Origin of the sequence: Arthrobacter sp. zg-Y20, assembly GCF_030142075.1 — a bacterium.
GTDB lineage: Bacteria > Actinomycetota > Actinomycetes > Actinomycetales > Micrococcaceae > Arthrobacter_B.
On record NZ_CP126241.1, the window covers coordinates 2,426,439 to 2,452,143 of the forward strand.

A 25,705-nucleotide genomic window follows, 5' to 3' on the forward strand; every position below is an offset into this window, starting at 1 on the left:
GATCATCGCTTGAAAGCCGATGACCGTGATTGGTACTCAATTGTTTCTCCGGCCGTTTCCGGCCGTGACGTGACTAGACAGCGAGCTTTCGGCGAAGTTCAGTCAGGCGTGTTGCAACGGTGGAATCAACTACTTCATCCCCCACTGTGACACGGATGCCGCCCAGAATCGCCGGGTCCACGTTGACGTTGATCTTCAGCTCGCGGCCATACAGTCCGTTGAGAGAGGACTGCAGACGCTTCTGCTGTTCCTGCGTCAGCGGACGGCTGGACTGCACTTCGGCAATCCACCGCTGCTGCCGGGCAGCTACCAGTTCCATGAAGCGGGTGACCAGTGCCGAGGGCCGCAGGCCGCGCGGGGCGGTCACTGCCTGCCTGATCAGCACCTTTGCTTCAGCGCCCGCGCCCGGTACCAGCTTCAGCGCCAGTTCGGAACGCGCTGCGGCCGAAGCCTGCGGTTCCTGCAGGGCACGCTGCACCTCATGGTTGGCTGCAACGGCCTGGTTGAAGCGGAACAGTTCGCTTTCCAGGGCCTCGAGCCCGGCCAGGCCGGGACCCTTGTTTTCCGCTACAGCGGAAACAACCGTTGCACCCAGGGTTTCCAGGGCATCGCCGAGGTCACGCGCAGTGCGCCACCGCGACTCCACCAGAGAAGCAACAAGCTGCTCGGCGCTGGTCGAAACCTTGCCGCCTACCAGCTTCGAGACCAGGGCTGCCTTGGCGGAGGCTTCACGAGCCGGATCCGTCAGTGCGCGGACCAGACCGGCGTCGCTGTCCAGCAGGCCAAGAATTCCAAAGAGTTCCTCTGCCAGGGACGCAGTGGCGCCGGGAAGCATGCCTTCCAGCTTCGTCTGTGCCGCGGCCAGGGACTCGCTCGATATACCTGCCATTACTGGACCGCACCTGCGTTCTGGGATTCCAGGTCGTCAAGGAAGCGGTCAACTACACGGGCAGCACGGGCATCGTCGGCGAGGGACTCGCCTACGATCTTGCCTGCCAGCTCCGTGGCGAGGGTGCCCACTTCGCTGCGGAGGGAAACGACAGCTGCCTGGCGCTCCGCCTCAATGGCGACGTGGGACTGTTCCATGATGCGGGCGGATTCGGCGCCTGCCTTGGCCTTGAGATCAGCGAGGATCTGGGCGCCTTCGGCGCGTGCTTCCTCACGGATCCGGTTGGCCTCGGTGCGGGCATCGATCAGCTGCTGCTTGTATTCATCCAGGGCCGCGCTGGCCTCAGCCTGTGCGGCTTCGGCCTTCTTGAGTCCGCCTTCGATGGCCTCGGTACGCTCTGCGTACGTCTTCTCGAACATCGGGACGACGAACTTGACCACGATGAACATCAGCACAGCGAAGCCAAGCAGTGTTACGAGGATCTCCCAGATGTTTGGGATCAGAGGATTCGCGCCTTCTTCAGCGGCGAGGATTAGTGCCTCGTTCATTTCAATCCGTCCTATCTACTTGGTTAGGAAAATACGCGCTGAAGTTAGCTGAGGACGAACGCGAAAACCAGACCAAGGATAGCCAGTGCTTCAGTCAGTGCCAGGCCCAGGAAGGCGATGGGCTGCAGGACGCGCTGGGCTTCCGGCTGACGGGCTACACCGTTGATGTAGGCAGCGAAGACCAGACCCACGCCGATGGCGCCGCCGATGGCGGACAGACCGTAGCCGACGAGGTTGATGTTGCCGTTGATTTCACCAATCATTTGGCTTGTTCCTTTCAAGATGCCCCGGAGGGCAGGTTGTGTGGTTCAGGGGTTTCCCCCGGAGAGGGGAGGTTTAGTGTTCCTCGGCGATTGAGCCTTGGATGTAGATCGCGGTCAGCAGGGTAAAGACGTAGGCCTGCAGGACCTGGATCAAGACTTCGAACAGGAACATAGCGACGCCGCCGATCAGGGTGAGAGCACCCAGCGGCTTCAGCAGTCCCTCAGCCTCGAGCAGCAGGAACGAGGTTCCGGCACCCGCCAGCATGATGATGAGGTGGCCCGACAGCATGGTTGCGAAGAGTCGCAGGCTGTGCGTGATCGGACGGACCAGGAAGGTGGAGATGATTTCGATCAGCACCACGAGGGGCAGGATGGCAATCGGCACGCCGGACGGAACCGTGGCGTACTTGAAGTAGGCAATGCCGTGCTTCTTGATGCCGAGGATGATCCAGGTGAAGTACACGATGCCGGCCAGGGCGTAAGCCGTGCCCACGTGGGACGTGGTCGGCAGCTGCGCCAGCGGGATGCTGCCCCAGAGGTTGTTGATCAGGATGAAGAAGAAGAGCGAGAACAGCAGCGGGGTGAAGGCCTTGAAGTCCTTTTCACCGATGATGTCCCGGCCGATCGAGTTGCGAACGAAGTTGTAGCTCCACTCGCCCAGGAACTGCAGCCGGCCCGGGACCATCTGGCCCTTTCGGGCAGCGGCTACGAAGAACCATCCGAGAATGAGGACGGAAAGGAGGATAAGCAGCATCTGCTTACCAAATCCTTCTCCACTTTCGGCGCCCCAGGGAAGGATCTCAGGGAGGTGCATGTCTTCGAGGGTGGGTGGAACGAATCCCTCGTCATTGGAGGCGGGAAGCGCAAGCGCGATCAACGCGTTTCCTCTCTGCTGTGTCCATCGTTGGGCATATCATTGGCGGGCACGCGCGAGGTGCGCCCTCTAAACAGGTTTTGTGAAATCAATTCGATTTATCCGTATCCGGCTGTTTTCCACCCTTGGCGGGTCGGTCCGCATCCGTGGCCTGCCTGTGCGCGGCGGCCACATAGTAGCCGCTGACCGCGCCCAGAACGATACCGGCCGGTAAAATCCAGCGAGTTCCCAGGAGACTATCCAGGCTCCACCCTATCAAACCCAAGGCGATGATTCCCGCCAGCACATACTGCAGTGCTGCGCGGCGCCTGGACGCGGGAGCTTGGAAGGCTGCGGGGGTAACTGCGGGCTTTTTCTCAGGCATTCGAAGCTCCTTCGCTGGAAAGTTCCGCTGCTTCGGTAAAGATCAGGTGCCGGGTTGCTGCAAAGGCACGGATCTCCGTTGCCTGCCACAGAACCACGGCGCCGACAGCACTCAACGCAAACCATTCACGGTGCAGCCATTCCGGCGTACCCAATCCGAAAAGAATGACGGCGAAACCCACAACTTTTATGGCATAGGTAACTACGAACATTCCAATTGCGCCCGAAGGATTCCTCCGGCCGACAAAATGCCCAACCAAGAGGCTGATGCCGAAGAAGGCCGCAATGAGGAACCATCCGAGCACAGAACTTGCCGCAGCGTATCCGTCCGCAAACACTGCCGCCGAGGCCGCAGCCAGCACGGCTGCGCCGCCGGTGACGGCAAGGGCCCGACCGAGGATCCCCAGCCAGGGGGCCTTCGTTGGCCCGGACGGGGTCAGGAACCCGCTGGTGCGGGAACCGTCTGTGGATCTCATGTGTGGGCAGTCTTCCTTGCCTGGATGGTTCGCCTGGATACTTCTGGAAAAGGCGCGGGCTACCGCGACCCTTGAATTCTACAGTACATAGAAGAAGCCCCCGGCCCGGCCGCGGCGCAGGCAGCCTCCATCCGGACCGCCTGCGCGGCTACTGGGCGTAGCGCCGCACGAAGAGTGCCGGCGAAGCGAGGTAGAACACCACCACGGCGACGGCGAAGAGGACTCCGGCCAACGTGGCGCCGGCCCCCGCGCCCGCTGTGAACAGGCCTGCCAGGCCCACCACCAGGGTGCAACCGGTCACCAGCAGGGACACCTGGACATGGCTCAGTCCGGCGTCGGTCAGCCGCTGGTACACATGCTGGCGGTGCGCCGTGTACCACCGCTCTCCCCTGCGCACCCGGCGCAGGAGCGTTGAAAACGTGTCCGCCAGGTACACCAGGAGCGGGAACAGCAGGTACTCCACGTAAACGCCGGCAAGAAAAGCAGCCACAGCGGTACCCGCAACGGAAGCGCCCAGCAGATAGCTTCCGACGTCCCCCAGGAACACCTGTCCCCTGCCGAGGTTCCACGGCAGGAAAGCGGCAAACGCAGCAGCCGTGACGGCACCGGCAACAGTCAGCCAGACATGGTCCGACAGCACGCCGCTGATGGAATAAAGCACTCCCACCACCAGTCCGTGCAGGCCGGAAATGCCGTTGATGCCGTCCATGAAGTTGGCCACGTTGATGTAGGCCGCAATGGCCACCCCGCCCACCGGCACCCACCACCAGCTCTGCTCCATGGTCCAAGCCAATGCAGCGGTGCCCGCCAGCCCGATAACCAGCTGGCTGCCGGCACGAGTCCGGACGGATACACCGCGCCAGTCTTCAATCCAGCCAAGCAGCGAGGCCAGGCCGATGACCGCAATGAGGATGGCGACAATGGACCGGTCAACGGACACGAGTCCGGTAGCCAGGGACAGCACCAGCCCCGCCAGGACACCGGCAGCGACCGTCAGGCCCACACCGCGGATCACCACGGTGGTGTGGGAGGACCGCTCGTTTGGAACATCCAGGACGCCCAGCCGGCGCAGCAGCGGGATAAAAACAAAGGGCAGCAGCAGGCTTATCAGGAACGCCGCCGCCGTGCACACGGCCAGCAGCATCAGCCGGTCCGCCGTTCACGGTAGGCGTCGCCGCCGTCCAGTTCGCCGCCGTCCAGTTCGCCGCCGTGCAGTTCGCGGCCGTCCACGGGGGAATCCGTTCCCTCGGGGCTGGCCCCGGAAAGCCGTACTACCCCGGCCCCACCCTCAACAGCGGGCGCGCCGGCAATCCCGCAGCGCCGCAGCCAGTCGGCCAGATCCAGGTCCTCGGGATTGAGGACCGCCACGGACGCGTGGGAGATCTTGGGGTGGAACGGCCGTGAATCCTCTTCACCGGACCCCACCAGGATTTCGTGCATTTTTTCACCCTGGCGCAGGCCGGTGAACACAATATCGATGTCCTTGCCGGACATGGCGATCATGCGGCGGGCAACGTCGAGGATCTTCACCGGTTCGCCCATGTCCAGGATCATGACCTCACCGCCGCGGCCGATTGCCCCGGCTTGGATCACCAACTGGCAAGCCTCGGGAATGGTCATAAAGAAGCGGGTGACCTCGGGGTCCGTAACGGTCAACGGACCGCCTTGGCGGATCTGCTCGCTGAAGAGGGGAAGCATGGACCCCCGGCTGCCAATGACGTTGCCGAACCGCACCGACACGTACTGCTCGCCGGTGGCCTGCGCCATCCAAGCGGTCAGCTTCTCGGCTACCCGCTTGGAGTGCCCCAGTACGGTGGTGGGGTTGGCTGCCTTGTCAGTGGAGATGTTCACGAAGTGGCGCACGCCCGCCTTGCGGGCAGCGGCCAGCACGTTTGAGGTGCCCAGCACATTGGTTTTCCATGCTTCCTGCGGGTACTGCTCCAGCAGCGAAACGTGCTTGAGGGCGGCGGCATGGAAAACGACGTCGGGACGGCGCTCGGCAAAGATGCGCTCCAGTGCCTGCGGATCCCGGATATCGGCCAAAACCGTGTCCCTGCCGTCCAGCAGCCCGCGTCCGGTGATGGAAAGCTGGGTGAGCTGCAGCCCGGTCTCATCCCGGTCCACCATGATCAGCTCCCCCGGATTGAACGCGGTGATCTGGCGGCACAGTTCGGAGCCGATGGACCCGCCGGCACCGGTGACCAGCACCTTCTTGCCGGACAGGTAGCCGGCCACCTCCTCAACGCGGATGTCCACGGGCCGGCGGCCAATCAGGTCCTCCACCGCGACGTCGCGGAATTCCGTGAGACCGGCGCCCTCGCCTTTGGACAGCATGTCCTTGAGCGGAGGCAGGACAAGTACGCGCAGGTCCAGGCCCTCTGCACGGTCCGAAATCTCGCGCACCTGTTTGGCTTCGACGTCGGCAATGGCAACAATCAGCACGGTGGCGCGGGTGCGGTGCACCACCTCGGCAAGGTCGGTGAGTTTGCCCAGGACCGGGACAGTCGCCAGCCGCAGGTGCTTCTTGGCGGGGTCGTCGTCAATCAGGCCCACCGGGTAATACGGGGATCCGGGATCCTTCATCATCCGGGACACGAGGGAACCGCCCAGGAACCCGGCACCGTAGATCAGCGTGCGCTGGGCCTCTTCGCCCGGACGGGCCCGGCTCTCCACGTACATCCGCTTCACGTAGCGGATGGCCGCCATGAACAGGCAGGCGAACGGGAAGGCGATCATTCCGGTGCTTCGCGGGATGTCGATCACCAGGCCGAACAGGGCACTGGCAAGGACCAGGATGGCGGAGACTATGAGCGTCACCACGGCCAGCAGGCGCATCTCGTGGAAGCTGCCGAAGCTGTAGCGCCCGCGGTAGAGGGCGAAGGAATACCCGACGATCAGCTGGGTCAGGACTGCCACGCCGCAGAACACGGCCAGTCCCCCCGGATTGATCTGCTCAACCGTCAGCTCGTACCGCAGCACAAGCGCCAGGACGATGGATACGATCCAGGCCAGGGAATCCAGCATGTACTGCGACCACAGCCACAGGACAGGTTTTTCCTCCCTTGGAAGGCTGGCGGTCTCCGTAGGTTTTTGCCTCATGGTCCTCAACGGGTAGGTACCCGGCTCTCTTCTCGGTGGTGCGAAGAACAGGTGGAAGAATCCGGTGTAATAGACTGGAATCTATTCAGCATACTAACTGCACACCCTGTTCTGTTCCGGCCCTGCTGTTTAGACGGGGCCGTTCCTGCGGGTGGCTGCGAAAGGATCATCTTGCCGGACTCCGTTGCCGTAGCAGCAGTCACCTTCGACCGTCCCGATGACGTCAAGACACTCCTCGGTGCACTCGCTGCCCAGACTGCCAACATCACATCCGTGGCCCTGGTGGACTCCGGCAAGAGCCCGGTTGCCGAGATTGCCGAAAGCTCTGCGGCACCTGTGAACTACATCCGTTCGAACACCAACCTGGGCGGGGCCGGGGGCTTCTCCCTGGCCATTCTTTCAGCCATGGCCTCCGGTGCCGAGTGGATCTGGATCATGGACGACGACGCCCATCCCGAGGACCCTCAGTGCCTCGCCGTGCTCCTCGCCGCCGCACAGGAACGCGGGCTCGACGTCGTCCTGCCGCTGGTGGTGGCCCCAGGCGCCCCGGACACCCTCTCCTTCCACTTCCGACTGGACGGGAAACTGACCCACGACCGCGCCGCAGTCGCCGCCCGGGGGTTCCTGCCCAACGTGGGCCACTTCTTCAACGGCGCGCTGATCCGGGCCGATGTGTTCTACCGGGTGGGCCTGCCGGACCTGCGCCTGTTCATCCGCGGCGACGAGACGGACTTCATGATCAGGCTGCGCCGCGCCGGCGTCGCTTTCGGCACCGTCACCACAGCAGCCCTGACGCATCCCGCCGCATGGTCGGAGGTGCAGCCCGTGCTGGGAGACCGGATGCATGTCCTGGTCCCGGATACGCCGTTCAAACAGTTCTACTTCTACCGCAACCGGGGCCACCTCACCCGGCGTTACGGCCGGGTCAAGTCCTTCGTGGCCGACGCCGCCGGTTACCCGATCCACTTCGCCCGCACGAAAGACCCCAAGGGCTTCGTCCGCTGGCTGCGCGCCTACGCCGCCGGGATGAGCGGGCGCCGCTTCGGACCGCCGTCGGACTTCGGGTTCTAGCAATGGCGAAGCCTGCCGGTGAAGCCGAGCTGACAATTGTCATCACCACCTTCAACCGCGCCGGTTACCTTTCCGGGCTGTTGGAAAGCATCAAGGCGCTTGATCCCGCTCCGGCCGCCGTGGTGGTGGTGGACAATGCCAGCACCGACAATACGCCCGAGGTCCTCGAAGCGGCCCGCAAGGGCTTCCCGGTTCCGCTGACCGTCCTCCGGCTGGAGACCAACACCGGCGGCGCCGGCGGATTCGCGGCCGGAACGGAAGCCGCGCAGGCCGACGGCGCAGGCTGGCTGTGGCTGATGGACGACGACGTCGAGGTACTGCCCGGCGCCGTGGCTGCGCTGCGCAAATGGACCGGCAGCTACGACTGCATCCACGGCCGTCGGCTTGACGGCTCCGGTGCTCCGTTCTTCTGGCAGCACCGCTTTGTGCCCTTCCTCGGCGTGCACGTCCCCGTACGGGGCAACGTTTTCCGCGACTCGCCCGTGTTCGAAACCAATCTGGGCTGCTTCGAGGGAATGCTCATCAGCGCTGAGCAGGTGCGCCGCATCGGCCTGCCGGACGCCCGCTACTTCATCAACGGCGATGACCTGATCTACGGCTGGCTGGCCTCCCTCGACCGGCCGGTGGCGTACGTCAACGATTTCGTGATCCGCAAGGTGCGCGCCCAGAAGCAGATTGATCTGGGCATCCGGCACCTCAACGATTCCAGCGACCTGGGCCGGTTCACGTCCATGCGCAACCGAGGCCACACGGCCCGCTACCTGCAGGTCCACGGACGGTACAACCGTGCCGGCTTTGCCCTGGGCACCGTCCTGACCGCAGGCAAGGAAATACTGCGGCTGGTCGCCGTGGAGCGCACACTGCACGGCGCCGGCCGCCTATGGGCTGGCTGGCGCGAAGCCCGGCGCATCCTGCAGGACCGTTCCTGGTCCCCCATGCCTCCCCTGCCCGCCACCCGAAAGCAACAGGTTTGAGCTCCGCATCCACATCATCAGTTCCCGCACCGCACTCCCCGGTCTGGGCCGTTGTCGGCGCCACCGGATTCATCGGTTCAGCCATCCGCTCCGAGCTGGCCGCCCGTGGTATTGAGGTCCGCAGTGTCCGTGCACCTCGACTGCACGCCGACGGCACGGACCTGCAGGCACTGAAGGACCGGGCTGCCGGCCTGGACACCGAACGGGCTTCGCTCACCGCCGGGCTGGCCGGCGCCGACGTCGTTATCAACGCTGCCGGGCTGGCGACTCCAGGTGCCGGGGATTCCCCCGAACTGCGCGGCGCCAATGCGCTGCTGCCGCTGCTGATCGCCGACGCGGCCGACGCCGCCGGGGTCCGGCGGTTTGTGCACCTGAGCAGCGCCGCTGTGCAGGGTCACCGCCCGTTCCTGGATGAAAGCAGCCACGTCGAACCGTTCTCGGCCTATTCCCGGTCCAAGGCCCTGGGTGAACAGGCCCTCTCGGCGCGTACCGCCGGCAGTTGCAGCGTAACCACCGTCCGCGCCACTTCGGTGCAGGGCCCCGGCCGCGCCACCACCGCCAAGCTGGCCCGGCTGGCCGCCTCGCCGCTGGCCTCCGTGGCCTCGCCAGGCACGGCACCGAGTCCGGTGAGCTCCGTGGATTCCCTCGTCGACTTTGTCCTGAGGGTAGCCGGACACCGCGGACCCGTGCCGGCGGTAGTACTGCAGCCGTGGGAGCAGGCTTCCGTATCTTCGGTCCTGGAGGCGGCCGGCGGACGCCGGCCGGCCCGCCTGCCGGCCTGGTTCTGCCGGGCTGTGCTGCGCCTGGGCTACGGGCTGTCCTCGCTGGCCGGTGAACGCCTGCACGGCCCGCTGCGCCGCGTGGAGATGATGTGGTTCGGGCAGCGGCAGGAGCCGGGCTGGGCCGAAGAAACCAACAACGTTCCCCGCCCCCGGGTGCAGGACGTGCTGCAGGAGGCATCCCACGGGTGAATCGGCGGCCAAGCACCCGGAACCGGACCTAAGCCGGATAGGGTGGGTGGATGCTGATGAAAGCCACCCCATGATCGAGATCCTGAACCCGGACGAACTGGCCCGCGCCAGGGTCACCGGACGCCTGGTTGCGGACATCCTGCAAGCCCTGAAGGCGCGGACGAAAGTCGGCACGAACCTGCTGGACATTGACCGGTGGGCAGCGGAAATGATTGCCGCCGCGGGAGCGCGCTCCTGCTATGTCGACTACGCGCCGTCATTCGGCCGCGGCCCGTTCGGCCACTACATCTGCACCGGGGTCAACGATGCAGTGCTGCACGGCCTCCCCTACGACTATTCGCTGGCCGAGGGCGACCTGCTGAAACTGGACTTCGCCATCACCAAGGATGGGATGGCAGCCGATTCGGCCATCAGCTTCATTGTGGGCGAAACCCGCCCGCCCGAAAGCGTCGCACTGATCCGCGCCACGGAACAGGCACTGGACGCAGCCATTGCCGCTGCCGTGCCCGGTGCCCGGATCGGCGACATCTCCGCCGCCATCGCGTCGGTGCTTGGCGCCGCCGGGTATCCGGTCAATACCGAATTCGGGGGCCACGGCATCGGCACCACCATGCACCAGGACCCACACGTTCCCAATGCCGGGCGTGCGGGCCGCGGGTACAAGCTGCGGCCGGGGCTGATGCTGGCCCTGGAACCGTGGGTCATGGCGGACACGGCGCAACTGGTGACCGACGCCGACGGATGGACGCTGCGCAGCGCCACCGGCTGCCGGACCGCGCACAGCGAGCACACTGTAGCCATTACCGACGGCGGCGCAGAAATCCTCACGCTGCCGTCCGGCGGACGGGCTTAGCCCTGCTCTTTGACCAGTGACGGTGCCGTGCCGCCGTGCGCCTCAGCAGTACCAGCAGCGGTATCGGCGGCCGCATCTTCGGCAGCAGCTTCTTCAGCAGGCGGCTCTTCGCCCAGACCCAGAATCCCGGGAACCACTTCCCGCAGGGCTTCCAGGCTGACGGCGCCCTGCCGCACAACACGCATGGGCTCGCTGGTGGCGTCCACAATGGTCGAGGGCACGCCGTCGCTCCCGGCAACCGGGCGGTGCCCCGCTTCCAGGTAGACCTCCACCGACTCAGCCAGCATTGCCTGCGCCTCGGCAGCGTTCTGCGCGGCGGGCGAGCCGGTCCGGTTAGCCGAGGACACGGCCAGGGGGCCGGTGACTCCCAGCAGCTCCAGGGCGATGCGGTCATCGGGCATCCGCAGGGCGACCGTGCCCATGGTGTCGCCCAGGTCCCAGGACAGGGAAGGCTGGGCGTGGCAGATCAAGGTCAACCCGCCGGGCCAGAAGGTACGGGCCAGGTTGCGGGCGTCTTCGGGGATGTCCGTGGCCAGTCCGTCCATGGTCTGCATCCGGGGAATCAGCACGGGCGGCGGCATGCTGCGGCCGCGGCCCTTGGCTGCAAGCAGCGTGGCTACGGCCTGGGGCGAGAACGCGTCGGCGCCGATCCCGTAGACCGTATCGGTGGGAAGGACCACGCAGGCCTTGGCAGCGATCGCCCGCTGCGCGGCAGCCAGGCCCTCGCTGAGTTCCTCTGGATTGGTGCAGTCATAACTGGTGCTCACGGCAACATTCTTTCGGTAGGGGATGCCATAGGTTCTGGTTCGGCGGCCGCACGCCGGATGGCCGACGTCGCCCGCGGGCGTCCATTGAGGTCGGGGTGGGAACGCACGTCCGTCCACGCGGGATCGGCCGCAAGCCGGCGGGCAATGTCATGGGCCTGCACTTCGGCATGCTCCATTACGAAATAGCCGCCGGGAACGAGCAGCCGCGCCGCAGTACGGGCGGCCGCCATGGGCAGTTCCATCCCGTCCGCTCCCCCGCCGTACAGGGCCATGGCCGGATCATGCTCGGCGGCTTCCGGCTCGTTGGGTACGGCGTCGGCGGGAATGTACGGCGGGTTGGATACCACCACGTCAAAGGAGCCGTTGTGGCCCGGCAGCGCATCGCGCAGGTCGCCCTGGACCAGCCGAACACCCAGCGGTGCCAGGTTCCGCTCGGCCCAGGCAAACGCCAGCGGGCTGAGCTCGACGGCGTGGACCTCGGCGCCGGGCACCTCGGAGGCCACCGCCGCGGCGATGGCACCGGAGCCCGTGCCCAGGTCCACCACCTTGGCACCAGCGGCGCGGCGGGCGGCATCGATGGCCAACTGCGCCACGGTCTCCGTCTCGGGGCGGGGCACAAAGACCCCGGGCCCCACGGCCAGTTCCAGATAGCGGAAGTGGGCCTTTCCGGTGATGTGCTGCAATGGCACCCGTGCGGCACGCTCAGCCACGAGGTCGGCGTAGCCGGCCGGTGTGGGAGCATCCGTAAAGGCCAAGGCACGCACACGGCCGGCGGTCTTGCCCAGCAGGTGCGCGGCAAGCAGTTCAGCATCCACCCGGGGCGACGGGACCCCCGCGGCTGCCAGCACCGCCGCGGCGGCCCGCAGGGCTTCGGCCAGTAGGGGTTCGGCGCCGTCCCGGGTGTCCGGCACGGGCTGAGGCTGGTTAGCTTTCGTCACCGATGGCGTCCAGACGGGCCTGTTCATCCATTTCGATGGCGGCCTGCACCACGGCCTCCAGCTCACCGTTCAGCACGGTGTCCAGGTTGTAGGCCTTGTAGCCGGTGCGGTGATCCACAATCCGGTTTTCCGGATAGTTGTAGGTACGGATGCGCTCGGAGCGGTCCATGGTGCGGATCTGCGACTTCCGGATGTCCGAGTTGGCGGCGTCGATCTTCTCCTGCTCGTGCGCCAGGATGCGGGAGCGGAGCACGCGCATGGCTGCTTCACGGTTCTGCAGCTGCGACTTCTCGTTCTGCATGGCCACCACAATGCCGGTGGGCAGGTGGGTGATGCGCACGGCGGAGTCGGTGGTGTTCACCGACTGGCCGCCCGGGCCGGAGGAGCGGTAGACGTCGATCTTCAGGTCGTTCTGGTTGATCTCGACCTCTTCGGGCTCATCCACTTCCGGCAGCACCAGCACGCCGGCGGCCGAGGTGTGGATCCGGCCCTGCGACTCGGTGACGGGAACGCGCTGGACGCGGTGGACACCGCCTTCATACTTCAGGCGGGCGTAGACACCCTCGGCCGGGTCGTTGGAGTTCCCCTTGATGGCCATGGATACATCCTTGTAGCCGCCGAGGTCCGACTCGGTGGCGGAGATGATCTCGGTGCGCCAGCCGCGGTGCTCGGCGTAGCGGGTGTACATGCGCAGCAGGTCGCCGGCGAAGAGAGCAGCTTCGTCGCCGCCCTCACCGCCCTTGACCTCGATGATGACGTCGCGGCCGTCATTGGGGTCACGCGGAATCAGCAGGCGGCGCAGCTTTTCCTGGGCGTCGGCCAGCTGGTCCTTCAGGACGGGAACCTCGGCGGCGAACTCCGGATCCTCATCCGCCATCTCGGATGCTGCGGCCAGATCGTCCTCGAGTCCGTGCCACCGGTTGTAGGCATCCACGATCCGGCTCAGCTCGGCGTAGCGGCGGCCCAGCCGGCGGGCCAGGCCCTGGTCCGCGTGCACTGCCGGATCGGAGAGGCGCAGCTGGAGTTCTGCGTGCTCATCCAACAGACCCTGAATGGACTCAAACATGTTTTCGGTTCCTCTTTCGACTGTGTTTCCCACAGGCAGTTTATCGGCCTGCAGGGGATCCCGTGCTCCGGTGGCTGCACCGGGTTAACGGACAAGCCGCCCAGGCCCGGGCCCCGGCTGGTGCCGGGACCCGAGCATGAGCGGCTCGATAAGGCAGCTAGTCGTCCTTGCTGCCCAGGGTGGTTTTCTGGATCTGCATCAGGAATTCCACGTTGGACTGCGTTTCCTTGATCTTGCCGGTCAGCAGTTCCAGCGCCTGCTGGGTATCCAGGCCGGAGAGGACGCGGCGCAGCTTCCACATGATCTTGACTTCATCAGGAGACAGCAGGTTCTCTTCGCGGCGGGTACCCGAGGCGTTGACATCAACGGCCGGGAAGATGCGCTTGTCCGCAAGGTTGCGGGACAGACGCAGTTCCATATTGCCGGTTCCCTTGAACTCTTCGAAGATGACCTCGTCCATCTTGGAGCCGGTCTCCACCAGGGCCGTGGCCAGGATGGTCAATGACCCGCCGTTTTCGATGTTGCGGGCAGCACCGAAGAAACGCTTGGGCGGGTACAGGGCGGAGGAGTCCACGCCGCCGGAGAGGATACGGCCCGACGCCGGAGCGGCCAGGTTGTAGGCACGGCCCAGGCGGGTCATGGAGTCCAGCAGCACAACAACGTCGTTGCCCATTTCCACCAGGCGCTTGGCGCGCTCAATGGCGAGCTCTGCCACGGTGGTGTGGTCATCGGCGGGACGGTCGAAGGTGGAGGCGATGACCTCACCCTTCACCGTGCGCTGCATATCGGTGACTTCTTCGGGACGTTCGTCAACCAGGACCATCATCAGGTGGACTTCAGGGTTGTTGATGGTGATCGCGTTGGCGATGGACTGCAGGATGAGCGTCTTGCCGGCCTTCGGCGGCGAGACGATCAGGCCGCGCTGGCCCTTGCCGATCGGTGCCACGAGGTCGATGACGCGCGGGCCGATCACCTTGGCGGAAGTCTCGAGGCGCAGGCGCTCGGAGGGGTACAGCGGAACCAGCTTGGAGAAGTCCACGCGGTCCTTGTTGTCCTCGGCGGGCTTGCCGTTGACCGAGGTCAGGCGCACCAGTGCGTTGAACTTCTGACGCTGGTTGCCGCCCTGGTTTTCACCTTCGCGGGGAGCGCGGATGGCGCCAACCACGGCGTCGCCCTTGCGCAGGTTGTACTTCTTGACCTGGGCCAGGGAAACGTACACGTCGTTCGGGCCCGGGAGGTAGCCGGAGGTACGCACGAAGGCGTAGTTTTCCAGCACATCCAGGATGCCGGCGACGGGCAGCAGCACGTCGTCCTCAGTGACCTCGACGTCGTCAACCTCGGGGTTCTGGTTGCGGTTGCGGCGGCGTTCGTTGCGGTCGCGGAAACGGTCGTTGCGGTCGCCGCGGTCGTTGCGGTCATTCCGGTTGCGGTTGCGGCGGTTGCGGCCGCGTCCGTTCTCTTCGTTGTCATCGCGGTTGTTGTCGCGGTCGCGGTTGTTCTCGCGGTTGCCGTTGTTGTCACGGTTGCCGTTGTTGTCACGGTTGCCGTTGTTGTCACGGCTGCCGTTCTCACGGTTGTTGTCGCGGTTCTCGCGGTTGCCGTTGTCGCGGTTTTCGCGGTTGCCGTTCTCGCGGTTTTCGCGGTTGCCGTTCTCGCGGTTTTCGCGGTTGCCGTTTTCGCGGTTGTTGTCGCGGTCGCGGGTGCGGCGTTCGCGGCGCTCTCCGCGCTCGTCGTCGGAGCGGGTCTCAGCGTTATTGGAAGATCCGTTGCTGGAAGCTCCGTTGCCCTCGGCCCGCTTCTCGCCTGCATCCGGTGCCTCCGCACCGTTGGAGGAAGCACCGTTGGAGGAGGCACCGTTGGAGGAGGCGTTGGTCTCACCGCTGTCGCTGCGGCGGTTGCGCGTGCGGCGGTTGCCGCGCTCACGCTGGTTCTCGTCGCGGGCCGGACGGCCGTTGTCGGCTGCTTCGGTGGTTTCAGCCTGCTGGGGTGCCTGCTGGGCCGGTGCCTCTGCCGGAGCTTCGGCCGGTGCGGAGGTGACTACACCGTCACTGGCGGCACGCCGGTTGCGGTTCCGGGTACGTGCCGGGCGCTCAGCGGCCTGCTCCTGTGCAGCGGGAGCCGAAGCTTCCGGTGCGGTCACGGCACCCTTGGCAGCGTCATCGCCGGCCCGGGATTCGCGCACGGGGCGGTCGGCCACTGCACCGCCGCGCTGGTGGTTGGAAATGGCCGTAACCAAGTCCCCCTTGCGCATCCGGGAGCCGCCGGTGATGCCGAGCTGGCCGGCAAGTGCCTGGAGCTGTGCGAGCTTAAGGCCTGCAAGGCCTGCACTCTTTGAAGTGTTCTCGCCGGCGGAGCCGGCGGATACGGATTCCACGCCTGCAGTCAGGCTGGTGGTGTCTGTCACGAAGGATCCTTCCCCCTCGTCGGGCGGTCCGGCGCATTGCCGGCCGCGGTGATTGGCCCTGGGCCCATGGTCAGACATTGGGCCAGGGTTCGCCTGCTTCCGGCAAGGGCCGGAGAAGGGCGAATCTGCTGGGTGCCTTTTAAGAAGAATCCACGCGGAGTTTGGCCAGCGTTGCTGCCGAACACGCGGCATTCAGTGGGACGCGCCGCTTCTTGGCGGTTCCGGATGAAGGCTACACCGAAGACTGTGCCTCCGCTGGTCAGGCAATTGAATCGACAACCAGCCGGTACGGGTGCAACTGCACCTGACGGCGGCAAGGTGTTTTCAACGAAAGCCCGGGGCGGCCCAACAAATCTGTTACCCAGGTCATATTTGAAACCCAGATCACAATCCAGATGGACGGCCGTGCCGGCGGGAGCACTAGAACGGTTAGTACCGCTGGTGCACTTCCACTCTAGCACCATCTCGCTGAACGCCAAGACTGAGAACACGCCACTTTTCGCGGCTTCCTGCGGCAAGCAGATGTTCCGTGATGAGTCCCTCCGCTTCGCGCGCCTCCGCAACCCCGGCGGCCAGGCACAGCACCGTGGGGCCGGCCCCGGAGATCACAGCTGCGAAGCCAGCTGCGCGCAGGGACGCCATCAATTCCGCGCTGGGGAGCATGGCCGGGGCCCGGAACGACTGGTGCAGTTCGTCGCGGGTTCCCTCCAGCAGCAGTGACGGGTCATGGGTCAGGGCGTGGACCAGCAGGGCAGCACGCCCTGAGTTTGCTGCGGCAATGCGGTGCGGAACGCTGGCGGGCAGCAGCCCGCGGGCGCTTGCGGTGGACAGTTCAGTGGCCGGAATGGCTGCCACCGGCACAACGTCCGGGTGCACCGACGCACGGGCGGAACGGAAGCGTCCGCCCGTTTCCCAGGAGATCGCGAGGTCGCCGGCCAGGGCCGGCGCCACATTGTCCGGATGGCCTTCCAGCGCCGAGCAGGCGTGCAGCAGGCCCGCGGCATCCAACCGCGCCTCCGCGGGAAGCAGGGTGTTGGCAGCCAGCACGCCGGACACGATCGCCGACGCCGAGGAGCCCAGGCCGCGTCCGTGCGGAATGGCGTTAGCTGCGCTCAGGTGCAGCCCCGGAGCCGTGTATCCGGCGGCGGCCAGGGTGGAGAGCAGGGCCCGGACCACCAGGTGGGAGGAATCCAGCGGCACGTTTCCGGCGCCCTCCCCCGCCACTTCGACGAGGATGCCCTCCTCCTCGACCGTGCGGACCCGTACGGTGTCATGGAGGCCCAGGGCCAGGCCCAGGGAGTCGAACCCCGGACCGAGGTTGGCGCTGGTCGCCGGCACCCTGACGCTGATGTCCTGGCCCGGAGTCACCGGCCGGGACGGCGTCCGGGCACCGGCGAGACCGGCACCGGGCAGCTCCACCTGCACGCGCGTACCTACTTTCCGGAGGCTGCCGGGGCAGCCGCTTCCAGGCCCAGCGCGGCGGCCACGCTGACGACGTCGAAATCCACCTTGGTGGGCTCGACGTCGGAACCGTCTGCGGTGCGCAGGGCCCACTGCGGGTCCTTCAGGCCGTGCCCGGTAACCGTAATGACGATGGTTTTGCCGGCGGGAACTTCGCCAGCGGCGTGCTTCTTGAGCAGCCCTGCCACACCCGCAGCAGAGGCCGGTTCCACAAACACGCCTTCGCGTGCGGAAAGCCAGCGGTGCGCTTCCAGGATTTCGGTGTCGGTGACGGCCTCGATCAGCCCGCCGGATTCATCGCGTGCGGCAATGGCTGCATCCCAGGACGCCGGGTTGCCGATCCGGATGGCGGTGGCAATGGTGTCGGGATCGCTGACCGGGTGCCCCTTCACCAGGGGCGAAGCGCCCTCGGCCTGGAATCCCCACATGTGCGGCGTCTTGCTGGCCACCGGCGCGAGTTCCTCGCCGGCAACGTTCGTGTAAGGCGCGGCGTACTCGGAGTAACCCTTCCAATACGCGGTGATGTTCCCGGCGTTGCCCACCGGCAGCAGATGGTAGTCCGGGGCGTCCCCAAGCGCGTCCACCACTTCGAAGGACGCGGTTTTCTGGCCTTCGATGCGTGCCGGGTTTACCGAGTTCACCAGGAACACCGGGTAGGCCTCGGCGAGCTTGCGCGCCACTTCCAGGCAGTTGTCGAAGTTGCCGCGCACCTGCAGCAGCTGCGCGCCGTGGGCAATGGCCTGGCTGAGCTTGCCCATGGAAATCTTGCCGTCCGGGACCAGCACGGCACAGGTGATGCCGGCCTGCGTGGCGTAGGCGGCGGCCGAGGCGCTGGTGTTGCCCGTGGAGGCGCACACCACGGCCTTGGCACCGGATTCAACGGCGGCGGTCATGGCCATGGTCATCCCGCGGTCCTTGAACGAGCCGGTGGGATTCATCCCTTCAACCTTGAGGTAGACCGTGGATCCGGTCAGCTCCGAGAGGGCCTTGGCATGAACCAGCGGCGTGCCGCCTTCACCCAGGGTGATGACTTCGGTGCTGTCGGTGACCGGCAGCCGGTCGGCGTATTCGCGGACAACGCCGCTCCATTGGTGAGCCACGGCTCAAACTCCTTCTACCCGCAGGACGGATTTAACGTTCGTGATGACGTCAAGGTCCTTGATGGCCTCAACGGTGGCCGCCAGGGCGGCCTCGGAAGCACGGTGCGTGACGAAACGCAGTTCGGCGCTGGCCCCTTCACCGTGGATGGTCTGGCGCATGGTCTCAATGGAGACGCCGTGTTCGGAGAAAACCCGGGCGACGGCGGCCAGCACGCCCGGCTGGTCCGCCACCTCCAGGCCAATGGAGTAGCTGGTGGTGACTTTCTGAAGCGGCAGTGCCGGCAGGTGTCCGGAAGGCCGGCCGGCGGGAACGGGTCCGCCCAGGACCAGCCGCCGTGCCGCCGTCACCACATCACCCATCACGGCCGATGCAGTGGGTGCGCCGCCGGCGCCCTGGCCGTAGAACATCAGTTCCCCGGCGTTCTCGGCCTCGACGAACACGGCGTTGAAGGCTCCGTGCACGGCGGCCAGCGGATGACGGCGCGGCAGCAGGGTGGGATGCACCCGTACGCTCACGCCCTCGGTGCCGTCATCGTCGGCGAACCTTTCGGCGATGGCCAGCAACTTGATGACGAACCCGGCGTCCTGCGCCGCACTGATGTCTTCGGCCGTCACGGAGCTGATGCCCTCGCAGGACACGGCGGAAAGGTCAAAGCCGGTGTGGAAGGCCAGGGAGGCAAGGATGGCACCCTTCGCGGCAGCGTCATGCCCCTCCACATCGGCGGTGGGATCCGCCTCCGCGTACCCGAGCCGCTGGGCGTCGGCCAGCGCGTCGGCGAACTGCGCGCCGGTGGAATCCATGGCGTCCAGGATGTAGTTGGTGGTGCCGTTGACAATTCCCATCACCTTGGTGATCCGGTCCCCGGCCAGGCTGTCCCGGATGGGGCGCAGGATCGGGATGGCTCCGGCCACTGCCGCTTCATAGGAGAGCTGGACGCCGGCGGCGTCGGCCTTCTCGTACAGCGCAGCGCCGTCCGCGGCGAGCAGGGCCTTGTTGCCGGTGACCACGGCGGCGCCGTTGCCCAGGGCGTGCATAATCAGGGTGCGGGCCGGCTCGATCCCGCCTATCAACTCGATCACGATGTCCGCGCCAGCCACCAGTGTCTCGGCGTCGGTGGTGAACAGGTCCGCGGGCAGCTCCACGTCGCGGGACGCGTCCGGGTTGCGGACGGCAATGCCGGCCAGCTCCAGCCGGGCGCCGAGGCGGGCGGTGAGGTCGGCCGCGTCATCGATGAGGATCCGGGCGACCTGCGATCCCACGTTTCCGCATCCCAGCAGGGCCACTTTCAGGGTCTTCATGGTGCGTGCCAACTCCTCTAACGGTTAGGAAACGTCGCGTGCCAACAGGTCGTCCTCGGTTTCGCCGCGGACAATCAGGCGGGCGGTGCCGTTCCGCACGGCGACTACGGGCGGACGGGCAATGTAGTTGTAGTTGCTCGAAAGCACCCAGCAGTAGGCGCCGGTGCCGGGAACGGCCAGCAGGTCCCCGGCCGTGACGTCCCCGGGCAGGTAGGCATCCCGGACCACTATGTCCCCGCTCTCGCAGTGTTTACCAACCACGCGCGACATAACCGCGTCATCTTTGGAGGCCCGCGAGGCCAGCACGGCGGAGTAGTCGGCGCCGTACAGCACCGGGCGGGCGTTGTCGCTCATCCCGCCGTCCACGCTGACATAGCGACGCGGCGAGGTGCCGCCGCCGTTCGTGTCCACCCGGACGGTCTTGGTGGTGCCGGTGCGGTACAGCGTGAACGTGCTCGGGCCCACGATGGCGCGGCCGGGCTCAATCGAGATCCGCGGCACGGCCAGGCCCAGTTCGGCGCAGGTACTGCCGACGACGGCGGCCATGGCGTTGGCGATCTCGGCCGGCGGCCGCGGGGCGTCGGCCTCGGTGTAGGCGATGCCGTAGCCGCCGCCCAGGTCCAGCTCCGCCAGTTCGACGCCGTACCCCTCCTTCACCTCGGCCAGGAAGCCGAGCAGCCGGCGGGCAGCCAGCTCGAAGCCGGCGGATTCGAAGATCTGCGAGCCAATGTGGCAGTGCACGCCCACCAGGTTCACGCCGTCGTGCTTCAGCGCGTTTTCCACGGCGGCCATAGCCGGGGAGCGCCCGTCCAAGTCCGGATCCGCGACCATCGACAGGCCGAACTTCTGGTCCTCGTGGGCGGTGGCAATGAACTCGTGGGTGGACGCGTGCACTCCCGGGGTCAGGCGCAGCATCACGTTGGCGCGCTCGCCCCGGGAGGCTGCGAGGTTCCCCAGCAGCTCCAGTTCGCCCAGGCTGTCCACCACGATGCGTCCCAGCTCCATGTCCAGGGCGCGGGTCATTTCAGCCACGGACTTGTTGTTGCCGTGCAGGCCCAGCTGGCTGCCGTGCAGTCCGGCGCGGCGGGCCACCGCCAGCTCGCCGCCGGAGCAGGTGTCCAGGCGCAGGCCTTCCGAGGAGACCCAGCGGGCCACCTCGGTGCACAGGAAGGACTTGCCTGCGTAGTAGACGTCCACTCCCCCGCACAGGCCGGCGAACGCGGCGTCGAAGGAGTCCTTGAAGTCCCGGGCGCGCGCACGGAAGTCATCCTCGGACATCACGAACACCGGGGTGCCGAACTCCCCGGCAATCCGGCTGACCGGGATTCCGGAAATTTCCAGCTCGCCGCTATCCCCCCGGGCGACGTCGCGTGCCCACATCTGCGGACGCAGGGCATTCGGGTCCTCCGGGTGGCTGAGCCAGGCGGGGGCCAGGGGTGAAGCAGTCATGAGTTACATCCGTTCGGGTGCGGATACTCCCAGCAGGCCCAGGCCGTTGGCCAGGACCTGGCGTGCGGCGAGATTCAGCCACAGCCGGGTGCGGTTGGTATCGGTGATTTCCTCGTCGCCCTGCGGCGCAATGCGGCAGGCGTCGTACCAGCGGTGGTACGTGCCGGCGATGACCTCGAGGTGGCGGGCCACGCGGTGCGGCTCGCGGAAGGCGCTGGCCTGGGCGACGACGCCGGGGTACTGGCCCAGCGCGGCGAGCAGGGCGCTTTCGGTGGGGTGGTTCAGCAGCGAGGCATCGAAAGCGGAATCGTCGACGCCGGCCGCCTCGGCATTGCGGGCCAGGGCATGTGTGCGGGCGTGGGCGTACTGGACGTAGAACACGGGGTTCTCGTTGCTGCGCTTGGTCAGCAGGTCCAGGTCCACGTCAATGTTGGAGTCGGCGGAGAAGCGGGCCAGGGTGTAGCGGGCAGCGTCCACGCCCACGGCCTCCACCAGGTCCTCGAGCGTGACTACCGTGCCTGCGCGCTTGGACATGCGCACCGGCTTGCCGTCCTTGACCAGGTTCACCATCTGGCCGATCAGGACCTCCACGCACTCCGGGTCGTGGCCCAGGGCTGCGGCGGCGGCCTTCAGGCGTGCCACGTAGCCGTGGTGGTCCGCGCCGAGCATGTAGACATTCAAGTCGAAGCCGCGCTCGCGCTTGTTGTGGATGTAGGCGATGTCGCCGGCAATGTAGGCGGCGTTGCCGTCCGACTTGATGACCACGCGGTCCTTGTCATCACCGAACTCGCTGGAGTTCAGCCACCAGGCGCCGTCCTTTTCGTACAGGTTGCCCGAGCCCTTCAGCTGCTCGAGGAGCTTGTCCACCTGTCCGTTTTCGTGCAGGGAGTCCTCGTGGAAGTAGACGTCGAAGTCGACGCCGAAGTTGTGCAGTGACTCCTTGATGTCACCGAACATGAAGTCCACGCCCACGGCACGGAAACGCTCCTGCGCCTCGGCGTCGGGCAGTTCCATGATGCCGGGCTCGGCGGCGAGCACGCGGTTGGCGATGTCCTCGATGTAGGCGCCGGCGTAACCGTCTTCGGGTGCCGGTTCACCCTTGGCGGAAGCCAGCAGGGACCGGGCGAAGCGGTCAATCTGTGCGCCGTGGTCATTGAAGTAGTACTCGCGGGTCACGTCTGCGCCCTGGGATTCGAAGACCCGGGCCAGGGCGTCGCCCACGGCGGCCCAGCGGGTGCCGCCCAGGTGGATGGGGCCCGTGGGGTTGGCGGAGACGAACTCGAGGTTGATCCGCGTGCCCTTGAGGATTTCGGACGTGCCGTAGGCGGGCCCGGCGTCGACAATTGCCTTGGCCAGTTCACCGGCGGCGCCGGCGTCGAGGGTGATGTTCAGGAAGCCGGGGCCGGCAATGTCCACCTTGGCCACGCCGGTGATCTTCTCCAGCCGGCCCTTCAGGATTTCCGCGAACTGACGGGGATTCATGCCGGCCTGCTTGGACAGCTGCAGGGCAATGTTGGTGGCCCAGTCACCGTGGTCCCGGTTCTTCGGGCGCTCCACCCGGACCTCCCCGGGCAGCTCGACGCTGAAGTCACCGGCATCGATGGCGTCTTGGAGGCAGGCAGTTACGGCGGAGGAAAGTTCTTCAGGAGTCACCGGTTAAGCATAGCCGGGTGCGGCACTGGCCTCGTTGTGTATGACAGGCCTTACCCAGCGAACGCCCAGCGCCGGGGGTAATGATGCGGTGTAATAAAGGGGAAAGTGGATGCGATGTAATGAAGGGGAAGGCGTTTGCCGGCTCCTTGCAGCCGTGGCCTGGCAGTCTTCCCCTAATCCCCGGAACCCCAATAACGAGGAGAACCGTGAACCGAGCGAGCAAGTCCCTGTTGTGTGCCGCCGCCAGCCTGTCCCTGCTCTCTGCCGCCGGATGCGCAGCGGGCGAAGACAGTGAAAGCGCGGACGCTGCCGAAGCACCGGCCAGCCCGTCCGCCAGCCAGTCCGCTGCCCCGTCCCCCGCCGCCACGGCGGATGCGTCCGCTTCCGGCGCTTACGCGGACGGCGAGTATTCCGGCACCGGAAGCTACATCCCGCCGTCGGGCACCTCCGAAGACGTGGATGTGACGCTGCGGCTGGAAAACAATGTGGTGACCGAACTGGAAGTGAAGACTTCACAGAAGAATCCCACCTCCAAGCAGTACCAGCGCGAATTCACCTCCAACGTGCAGGAGCAGGTGGTGGGCAAGAACATTGATGAGCTCGATGTGCACAAGGTGGCCGGATCCTCGCTGACCAGTGAAGGCTTCAACCGCGCACTGGATGCGATCCGCTCCGTGGCGGGATCCTAGGTACCGCCGATGCATACCGTGGGCTTCCAGGCGATCGGCACGGCGTGGACGCTGTCCACGCCGGATCCCCTGGAAGCCTCCGTGCAGGCTGCCGTTGCGGAGCTGGTCCAGGACTATGACCGGACCTGGTCCCGCTTCCGCAGCGACTCCACGGTGGCGCGGATGGCCGACGGTGCCGGCAGTTTTGAGCTGCCCGGGTCCGCTGCCGGGCTGCTGCGTCTTTTCGACGCCCTGAACCGGCTCACCGACGGCGCAGTGAATCCCCTCGTCGGGCGTTCCCTGGAGGTTTTGGGGTACGACGCCGCGTACAGCTTCCGTGTCTGGGGACCGTCCCTGCCGGCAGCGGCGTGGGCGGAAACCGTGTCCTGGACCGAGGCTCAGGGCGGTTCCGGGGCGGGCGGTTCCGGGGCGGGCGGTTCCGGGGCGGGCGTGACGGTGCGCACTTCCGCTCCGGTGACATTCGATATTGGTGCCGCCGGAAAGGGGCAGCTGGTGGACCTGGTCTGCGGCGTGCTGGAGTCCGCCGGCGTCCGCCGTTATGTGGTGGACGCAGGCTCGGACCTTCGCCACGCCGGTGCCGAGCCGCTCCGGGTGGCCCTGGAACATCCGTATGACCCGGCGCGGGCCATCGGCGTGCTGACCCTGGCCGACCGGGCGCTGTGCGCATCCGCAGTCAACCGCCGCCGATGGGGCGAAGGCCTGCACCATGTCCTGGACGCGCGGACCGGCGCTCCCGTGGACGCAGTGGCAGCCACCTGGGCCGTAGCCGCAGACGCCATGACCGCCGACGGGCTGGCCACTGCCCTGTTTTTCGCCGATCCGCAGACCCTCGCGGCCGTGTTCGACTTTGACTATGTCCGGATGTTTACCGACGGCCGGGCCGACTATTCCCCTGCAATGGCTGGAGTCCTGTTCCCATGAGCGTCAACGCACCGGCTGCCCCGCGCACCCTGAACACCTTTCTGGGCCGCTGGACCATGTACCGGCTCACCGTTTGGTTGCTGCTGGCCTGTGTTGCCTGGTCTTTTGTGCTCTCCTTTGCCGGGGTGCTCTTTTATACTCCGGCTGAGCTGGGGGCCACGCTGCTGACCGCCGTAGCGTCCACCCTGGTCACCAGCAGGGTGGCCGGGCTGCTGTTGCGCACCCGTCCGCTGACGGATTCCTCGCTGATCACCGGACTGCTGCTGTACTTCCTGTTCTGGCCGGGCACCGGGGGCGCGGAGTTGGGCACAGTGGCCCTTGCCGGTGCTGCAGCGACTGCGTCCAAATACGTGCTGGCCGTCCGGCGCCGGCACATCTTCAACCCGGCAGCGGCCGGCGCGTTTGTGGTTGCCCTGACCGGATTGGGAGGTGCGGCCTGGTGGGTGGCCACCCCGTGGATGCTGGTAGCCGTGCTGCCTGCCTCCCTGCTGGTCCTGTACCGGAACCGTCTGCTGCCGATGGCCGGAGTGTTTGCGCTGACCGCCGTGGTGGTCCTTGTGTTCCGGTTTATGGCAAACGGAGAATCTGCCGCCGATGCCCTGGTCACGGTCGCCGGCTCTTATCCGCTGGTCTTCCTGGCCGGTTTTATGCTTACCGAACCGCTGACCCTGCCCCCGCTGCGCGCTCAGCGGCTGGCGGAGGGCGTCGTCGTCGGCGTCCTTTTTGCCGTGCCGCTGTCCTTGGGCCCCGTCGCCATGTCCCCCGAACTGGCCCTGCTGGTGGGCAACGCGCTCGCCTTTGTGCTGGGACAGCGCGGCGCCGTGCGGCTGCGCCTGCAGGCCACGCGGGAGCTCACCCCGACCGCCCGTGAAGTCGTGTTCGAACCGTCCCGTCCGGTCCGGTTCCGTGCCGGCCAATACCTGGAGCTCGCGGTCAAGCACTTCGAGCCCGATTCCCGCGGGTCGCGGCGGATCTTCAGCATCACCACGGCACCGGACGAACCAGGCACGGTGGCTGTGGGGCTGCGGGTGGCGGCAGAGGCCGGCAGCAGCTTCAAGACTGCGCTGATGAAAATGCGTCCCGGCGCAGAAGTGACGGCGACAGCCGTGGCCGGAGACTTCCTGCTGCCCCGGGATCCGGCCAAGCCCGTACTGATGATTGCTTCCGGTATCGGCATTACGCCGTTTATCAGCCAGTTGCGCGCGGTACGCGGCGAAGGACATGGCGGAACGGCACGGGCGCAGACGGCAAGGGACATTGTCCTGGTTTATGCCGCGTCCGATGCTGCCGAACTGGCCTACGCTGACGAGCTGCGGGAATTCGGGATCCGGGTGCTGGTGTGCACCCCGGCTGATCCCGAAATCCCGGAGTGGACATGGCTTGGTGCCGGCCTTCCGGACGCCGCAGTGCTGCGGCAGGAAGTTCCCGATATCGCCTCCCGGGCGGTGTACGTTTCGGGTTCGCCCCGGGCTGTGGCGGCCGCCCGCAAGGCGGTCCGCAGCGCGGGAGGGCGGCGAATCCGGACCGATCCGTTCCTGGGGTACTAGTCCCGGGCGTTCCCCCGGTGTCCATTCCCT

The 25,705-nt window shown here is 66.4% G+C and carries 24 protein-coding genes; 7 read left to right on the top strand and 17 right to left on the bottom strand.

Annotated elements, in window-relative coordinates:
* Positions 1-73 precede the first annotated feature (73 nt).
* From QNO06_RS11660 to QNO06_RS11695, 8 genes are all read right to left on the bottom strand, one after another.
* Positions 74-889 (bottom strand): F0F1 ATP synthase subunit delta, encoded by an 816-nt coding sequence (locus QNO06_RS11660; protein ID WP_227913849.1) that lies wholly within the window; start codon positions 887-889, stop codon positions 74-76.
* On the bottom strand, positions 889-1,437 hold the full coding sequence (locus QNO06_RS11665; protein WP_227913848.1) for a F0F1 ATP synthase subunit B: 549 nt from the start codon (positions 1,435-1,437) through the stop codon (positions 889-891). Before QNO06_RS11665 ends, QNO06_RS11660 begins: the two co-directional genes overlap by 1 nt.
* A 44-nt stretch (positions 1,438-1,481) precedes the next feature.
* On the bottom strand, positions 1,482-1,700 hold the full coding sequence (atpE, locus tag QNO06_RS11670) for an ATP synthase F0 subunit C (protein ID WP_227913847.1): 219 nt from the start codon (positions 1,698-1,700) through the stop codon (positions 1,482-1,484).
* A 73-nt stretch (positions 1,701-1,773) separates the two neighbouring features.
* Complete coding sequence (gene atpB / locus QNO06_RS11675) at positions 1,774-2,577, bottom strand: F0F1 ATP synthase subunit A (RefSeq protein WP_227913846.1); 804 nt, start codon at positions 2,575-2,577, stop codon at positions 1,774-1,776.
* Positions 2,578-2,662: 85 nt separating this feature from the next.
* Positions 2,663-2,938 (bottom strand): AtpZ/AtpI family protein, encoded by a 276-nt coding sequence (locus QNO06_RS11680; protein WP_227913845.1) that lies wholly within the window; start codon positions 2,936-2,938, stop codon positions 2,663-2,665.
* Positions 2,931-3,413 carry a hypothetical protein gene (locus QNO06_RS11685; RefSeq protein WP_227913844.1) on the bottom strand — a complete coding sequence of 161 codons (483 nt, stop codon included), beginning with the start codon at positions 3,411-3,413 and terminating at the stop codon, positions 2,931-2,933. Before QNO06_RS11685 ends, QNO06_RS11680 begins: the two co-directional genes overlap by 8 nt.
* A 148-nt stretch (positions 3,414-3,561) precedes the next feature.
* Positions 3,562-4,557: an MraY family glycosyltransferase gene (locus tag QNO06_RS11690; RefSeq protein ID WP_227913843.1), complete on the bottom strand. Its 996-nt coding sequence runs from the start codon at positions 4,555-4,557 to the stop codon at positions 3,562-3,564.
* Positions 4,557-6,512, bottom strand: coding sequence for a polysaccharide biosynthesis protein (locus tag QNO06_RS11695; RefSeq protein WP_227913842.1), 1,956 nt, complete (start codon positions 6,510-6,512; stop codon positions 4,557-4,559). The genes QNO06_RS11690 and QNO06_RS11695 overlap by 1 nt, the downstream gene beginning before the upstream one ends.
* 171 nt (positions 6,513-6,683) lie before the next feature.
* Between QNO06_RS11695 and QNO06_RS11700 the strand changes: the two genes are divergently transcribed.
* The 4 genes from QNO06_RS11700 (at position 6,684) to map (ending at position 10,381) form a co-directional block, all read left to right on the top strand.
* Complete coding sequence (locus QNO06_RS11700) at positions 6,684-7,583, top strand: glycosyltransferase (protein WP_227913841.1); 900 nt, start codon at positions 6,684-6,686, stop codon at positions 7,581-7,583.
* A 2-nt stretch (positions 7,584-7,585) separates the two neighbouring features.
* Positions 7,586-8,557, top strand: coding sequence for a glycosyltransferase (locus tag QNO06_RS11705; protein ID WP_227913840.1), 972 nt, complete (start codon positions 7,586-7,588; stop codon positions 8,555-8,557).
* Positions 8,554-9,528 carry an NAD-dependent epimerase/dehydratase family protein gene (locus tag QNO06_RS11710; RefSeq protein WP_227913839.1) on the top strand — a complete coding sequence of 325 codons (975 nt, stop codon included), beginning with the start codon at positions 8,554-8,556 and terminating at the stop codon, positions 9,526-9,528. Before QNO06_RS11705 ends, QNO06_RS11710 begins: the two co-directional genes overlap by 4 nt.
* A gap of 70 nt (positions 9,529-9,598) precedes the next feature.
* A complete protein-coding gene (gene map, locus QNO06_RS11715; protein ID WP_227913883.1) occupies positions 9,599-10,381 on the top strand; it encodes a type I methionyl aminopeptidase in 783 nt (260 codons plus the stop codon).
* Here the strand turns inward: map and QNO06_RS11720 are convergent.
* From QNO06_RS11720 to argS, 9 genes are all read right to left on the bottom strand, one after another.
* Positions 10,378-11,148, bottom strand: coding sequence for an L-threonylcarbamoyladenylate synthase (locus QNO06_RS11720; RefSeq protein ID WP_227913838.1), 771 nt, complete (start codon positions 11,146-11,148; stop codon positions 10,378-10,380). The genes map and QNO06_RS11720 overlap by 4 nt on opposite strands.
* Positions 11,145-12,059: a peptide chain release factor N(5)-glutamine methyltransferase gene (prmC, locus tag QNO06_RS11725; protein ID WP_227913837.1), complete on the bottom strand. Its 915-nt coding sequence runs from the start codon at positions 12,057-12,059 to the stop codon at positions 11,145-11,147. The genes QNO06_RS11720 and prmC overlap by 4 nt, the downstream gene beginning before the upstream one ends.
* 13 nt (positions 12,060-12,072) lie before the next feature.
* Positions 12,073-13,152: a peptide chain release factor 1 gene (gene prfA / locus QNO06_RS11730; protein WP_227913836.1), complete on the bottom strand. Its 1,080-nt coding sequence runs from the start codon at positions 13,150-13,152 to the stop codon at positions 12,073-12,075.
* Positions 13,153-13,309: 157 nt separating this feature from the next.
* Positions 13,310-15,556 carry a transcription termination factor Rho gene (gene rho / locus QNO06_RS11735; RefSeq protein ID WP_227913835.1) on the bottom strand — a complete coding sequence of 749 codons (2,247 nt, stop codon included), beginning with the start codon at positions 15,554-15,556 and terminating at the stop codon, positions 13,310-13,312.
* Between the two features lie 429 nt (positions 15,557-15,985).
* Positions 15,986-16,981 (bottom strand): homoserine kinase, encoded by a 996-nt coding sequence (gene thrB / locus QNO06_RS11740; protein WP_442860183.1) that lies wholly within the window; start codon positions 16,979-16,981, stop codon positions 15,986-15,988.
* Between the two features lie 8 nt (positions 16,982-16,989).
* On the bottom strand, positions 16,990-18,117 hold the full coding sequence (gene thrC / locus QNO06_RS11745; protein WP_227913834.1) for a threonine synthase: 1,128 nt from the start codon (positions 18,115-18,117) through the stop codon (positions 16,990-16,992).
* Positions 18,118-18,120: 3 nt separating this feature from the next.
* A complete protein-coding gene (locus QNO06_RS11750; protein WP_227913833.1) occupies positions 18,121-19,416 on the bottom strand; it encodes a homoserine dehydrogenase in 1,296 nt (431 codons plus the stop codon).
* A 24-nt stretch (positions 19,417-19,440) separates the two neighbouring features.
* Entirely contained in the window at positions 19,441-20,865 is a 1,425-nt protein-coding gene (gene lysA / locus QNO06_RS11755; RefSeq protein ID WP_227913832.1) for a diaminopimelate decarboxylase, read from the bottom strand.
* Positions 20,866-20,868: 3 nt separating this feature from the next.
* Positions 20,869-22,518, bottom strand: a complete 1,650-nt coding sequence (gene argS, locus QNO06_RS11760) for an arginine--tRNA ligase (protein ID WP_227913831.1) — start codon at positions 22,516-22,518, stop codon at positions 20,869-20,871.
* A 206-nt stretch (positions 22,519-22,724) separates the two neighbouring features.
* Here argS and QNO06_RS11765 point away from each other — a divergent pair, with 206 nt between their 5' ends.
* Genes QNO06_RS11765 through QNO06_RS11775 form a run of 3 tightly spaced genes read left to right on the top strand, consistent with a single transcriptional unit; the run spans position 22,725 to position 25,675 of the window.
* Positions 22,725-23,207 carry an FMN-binding protein gene (locus QNO06_RS11765; protein WP_227913830.1) on the top strand — a complete coding sequence of 161 codons (483 nt, stop codon included), beginning with the start codon at positions 22,725-22,727 and terminating at the stop codon, positions 23,205-23,207.
* Positions 23,208-23,216: 9 nt separating this feature from the next.
* Entirely contained in the window at positions 23,217-24,128 is a 912-nt protein-coding gene (locus tag QNO06_RS11770; protein WP_227913829.1) for an FAD:protein FMN transferase, read from the top strand.
* On the top strand, positions 24,125-25,675 hold the full coding sequence (locus QNO06_RS11775) for an FAD-dependent oxidoreductase (RefSeq protein WP_227913828.1): 1,551 nt from the start codon (positions 24,125-24,127) through the stop codon (positions 25,673-25,675). The genes QNO06_RS11770 and QNO06_RS11775 overlap by 4 nt, the downstream gene beginning before the upstream one ends.
* Positions 25,676-25,705: the final 30 nt, after the last annotated feature.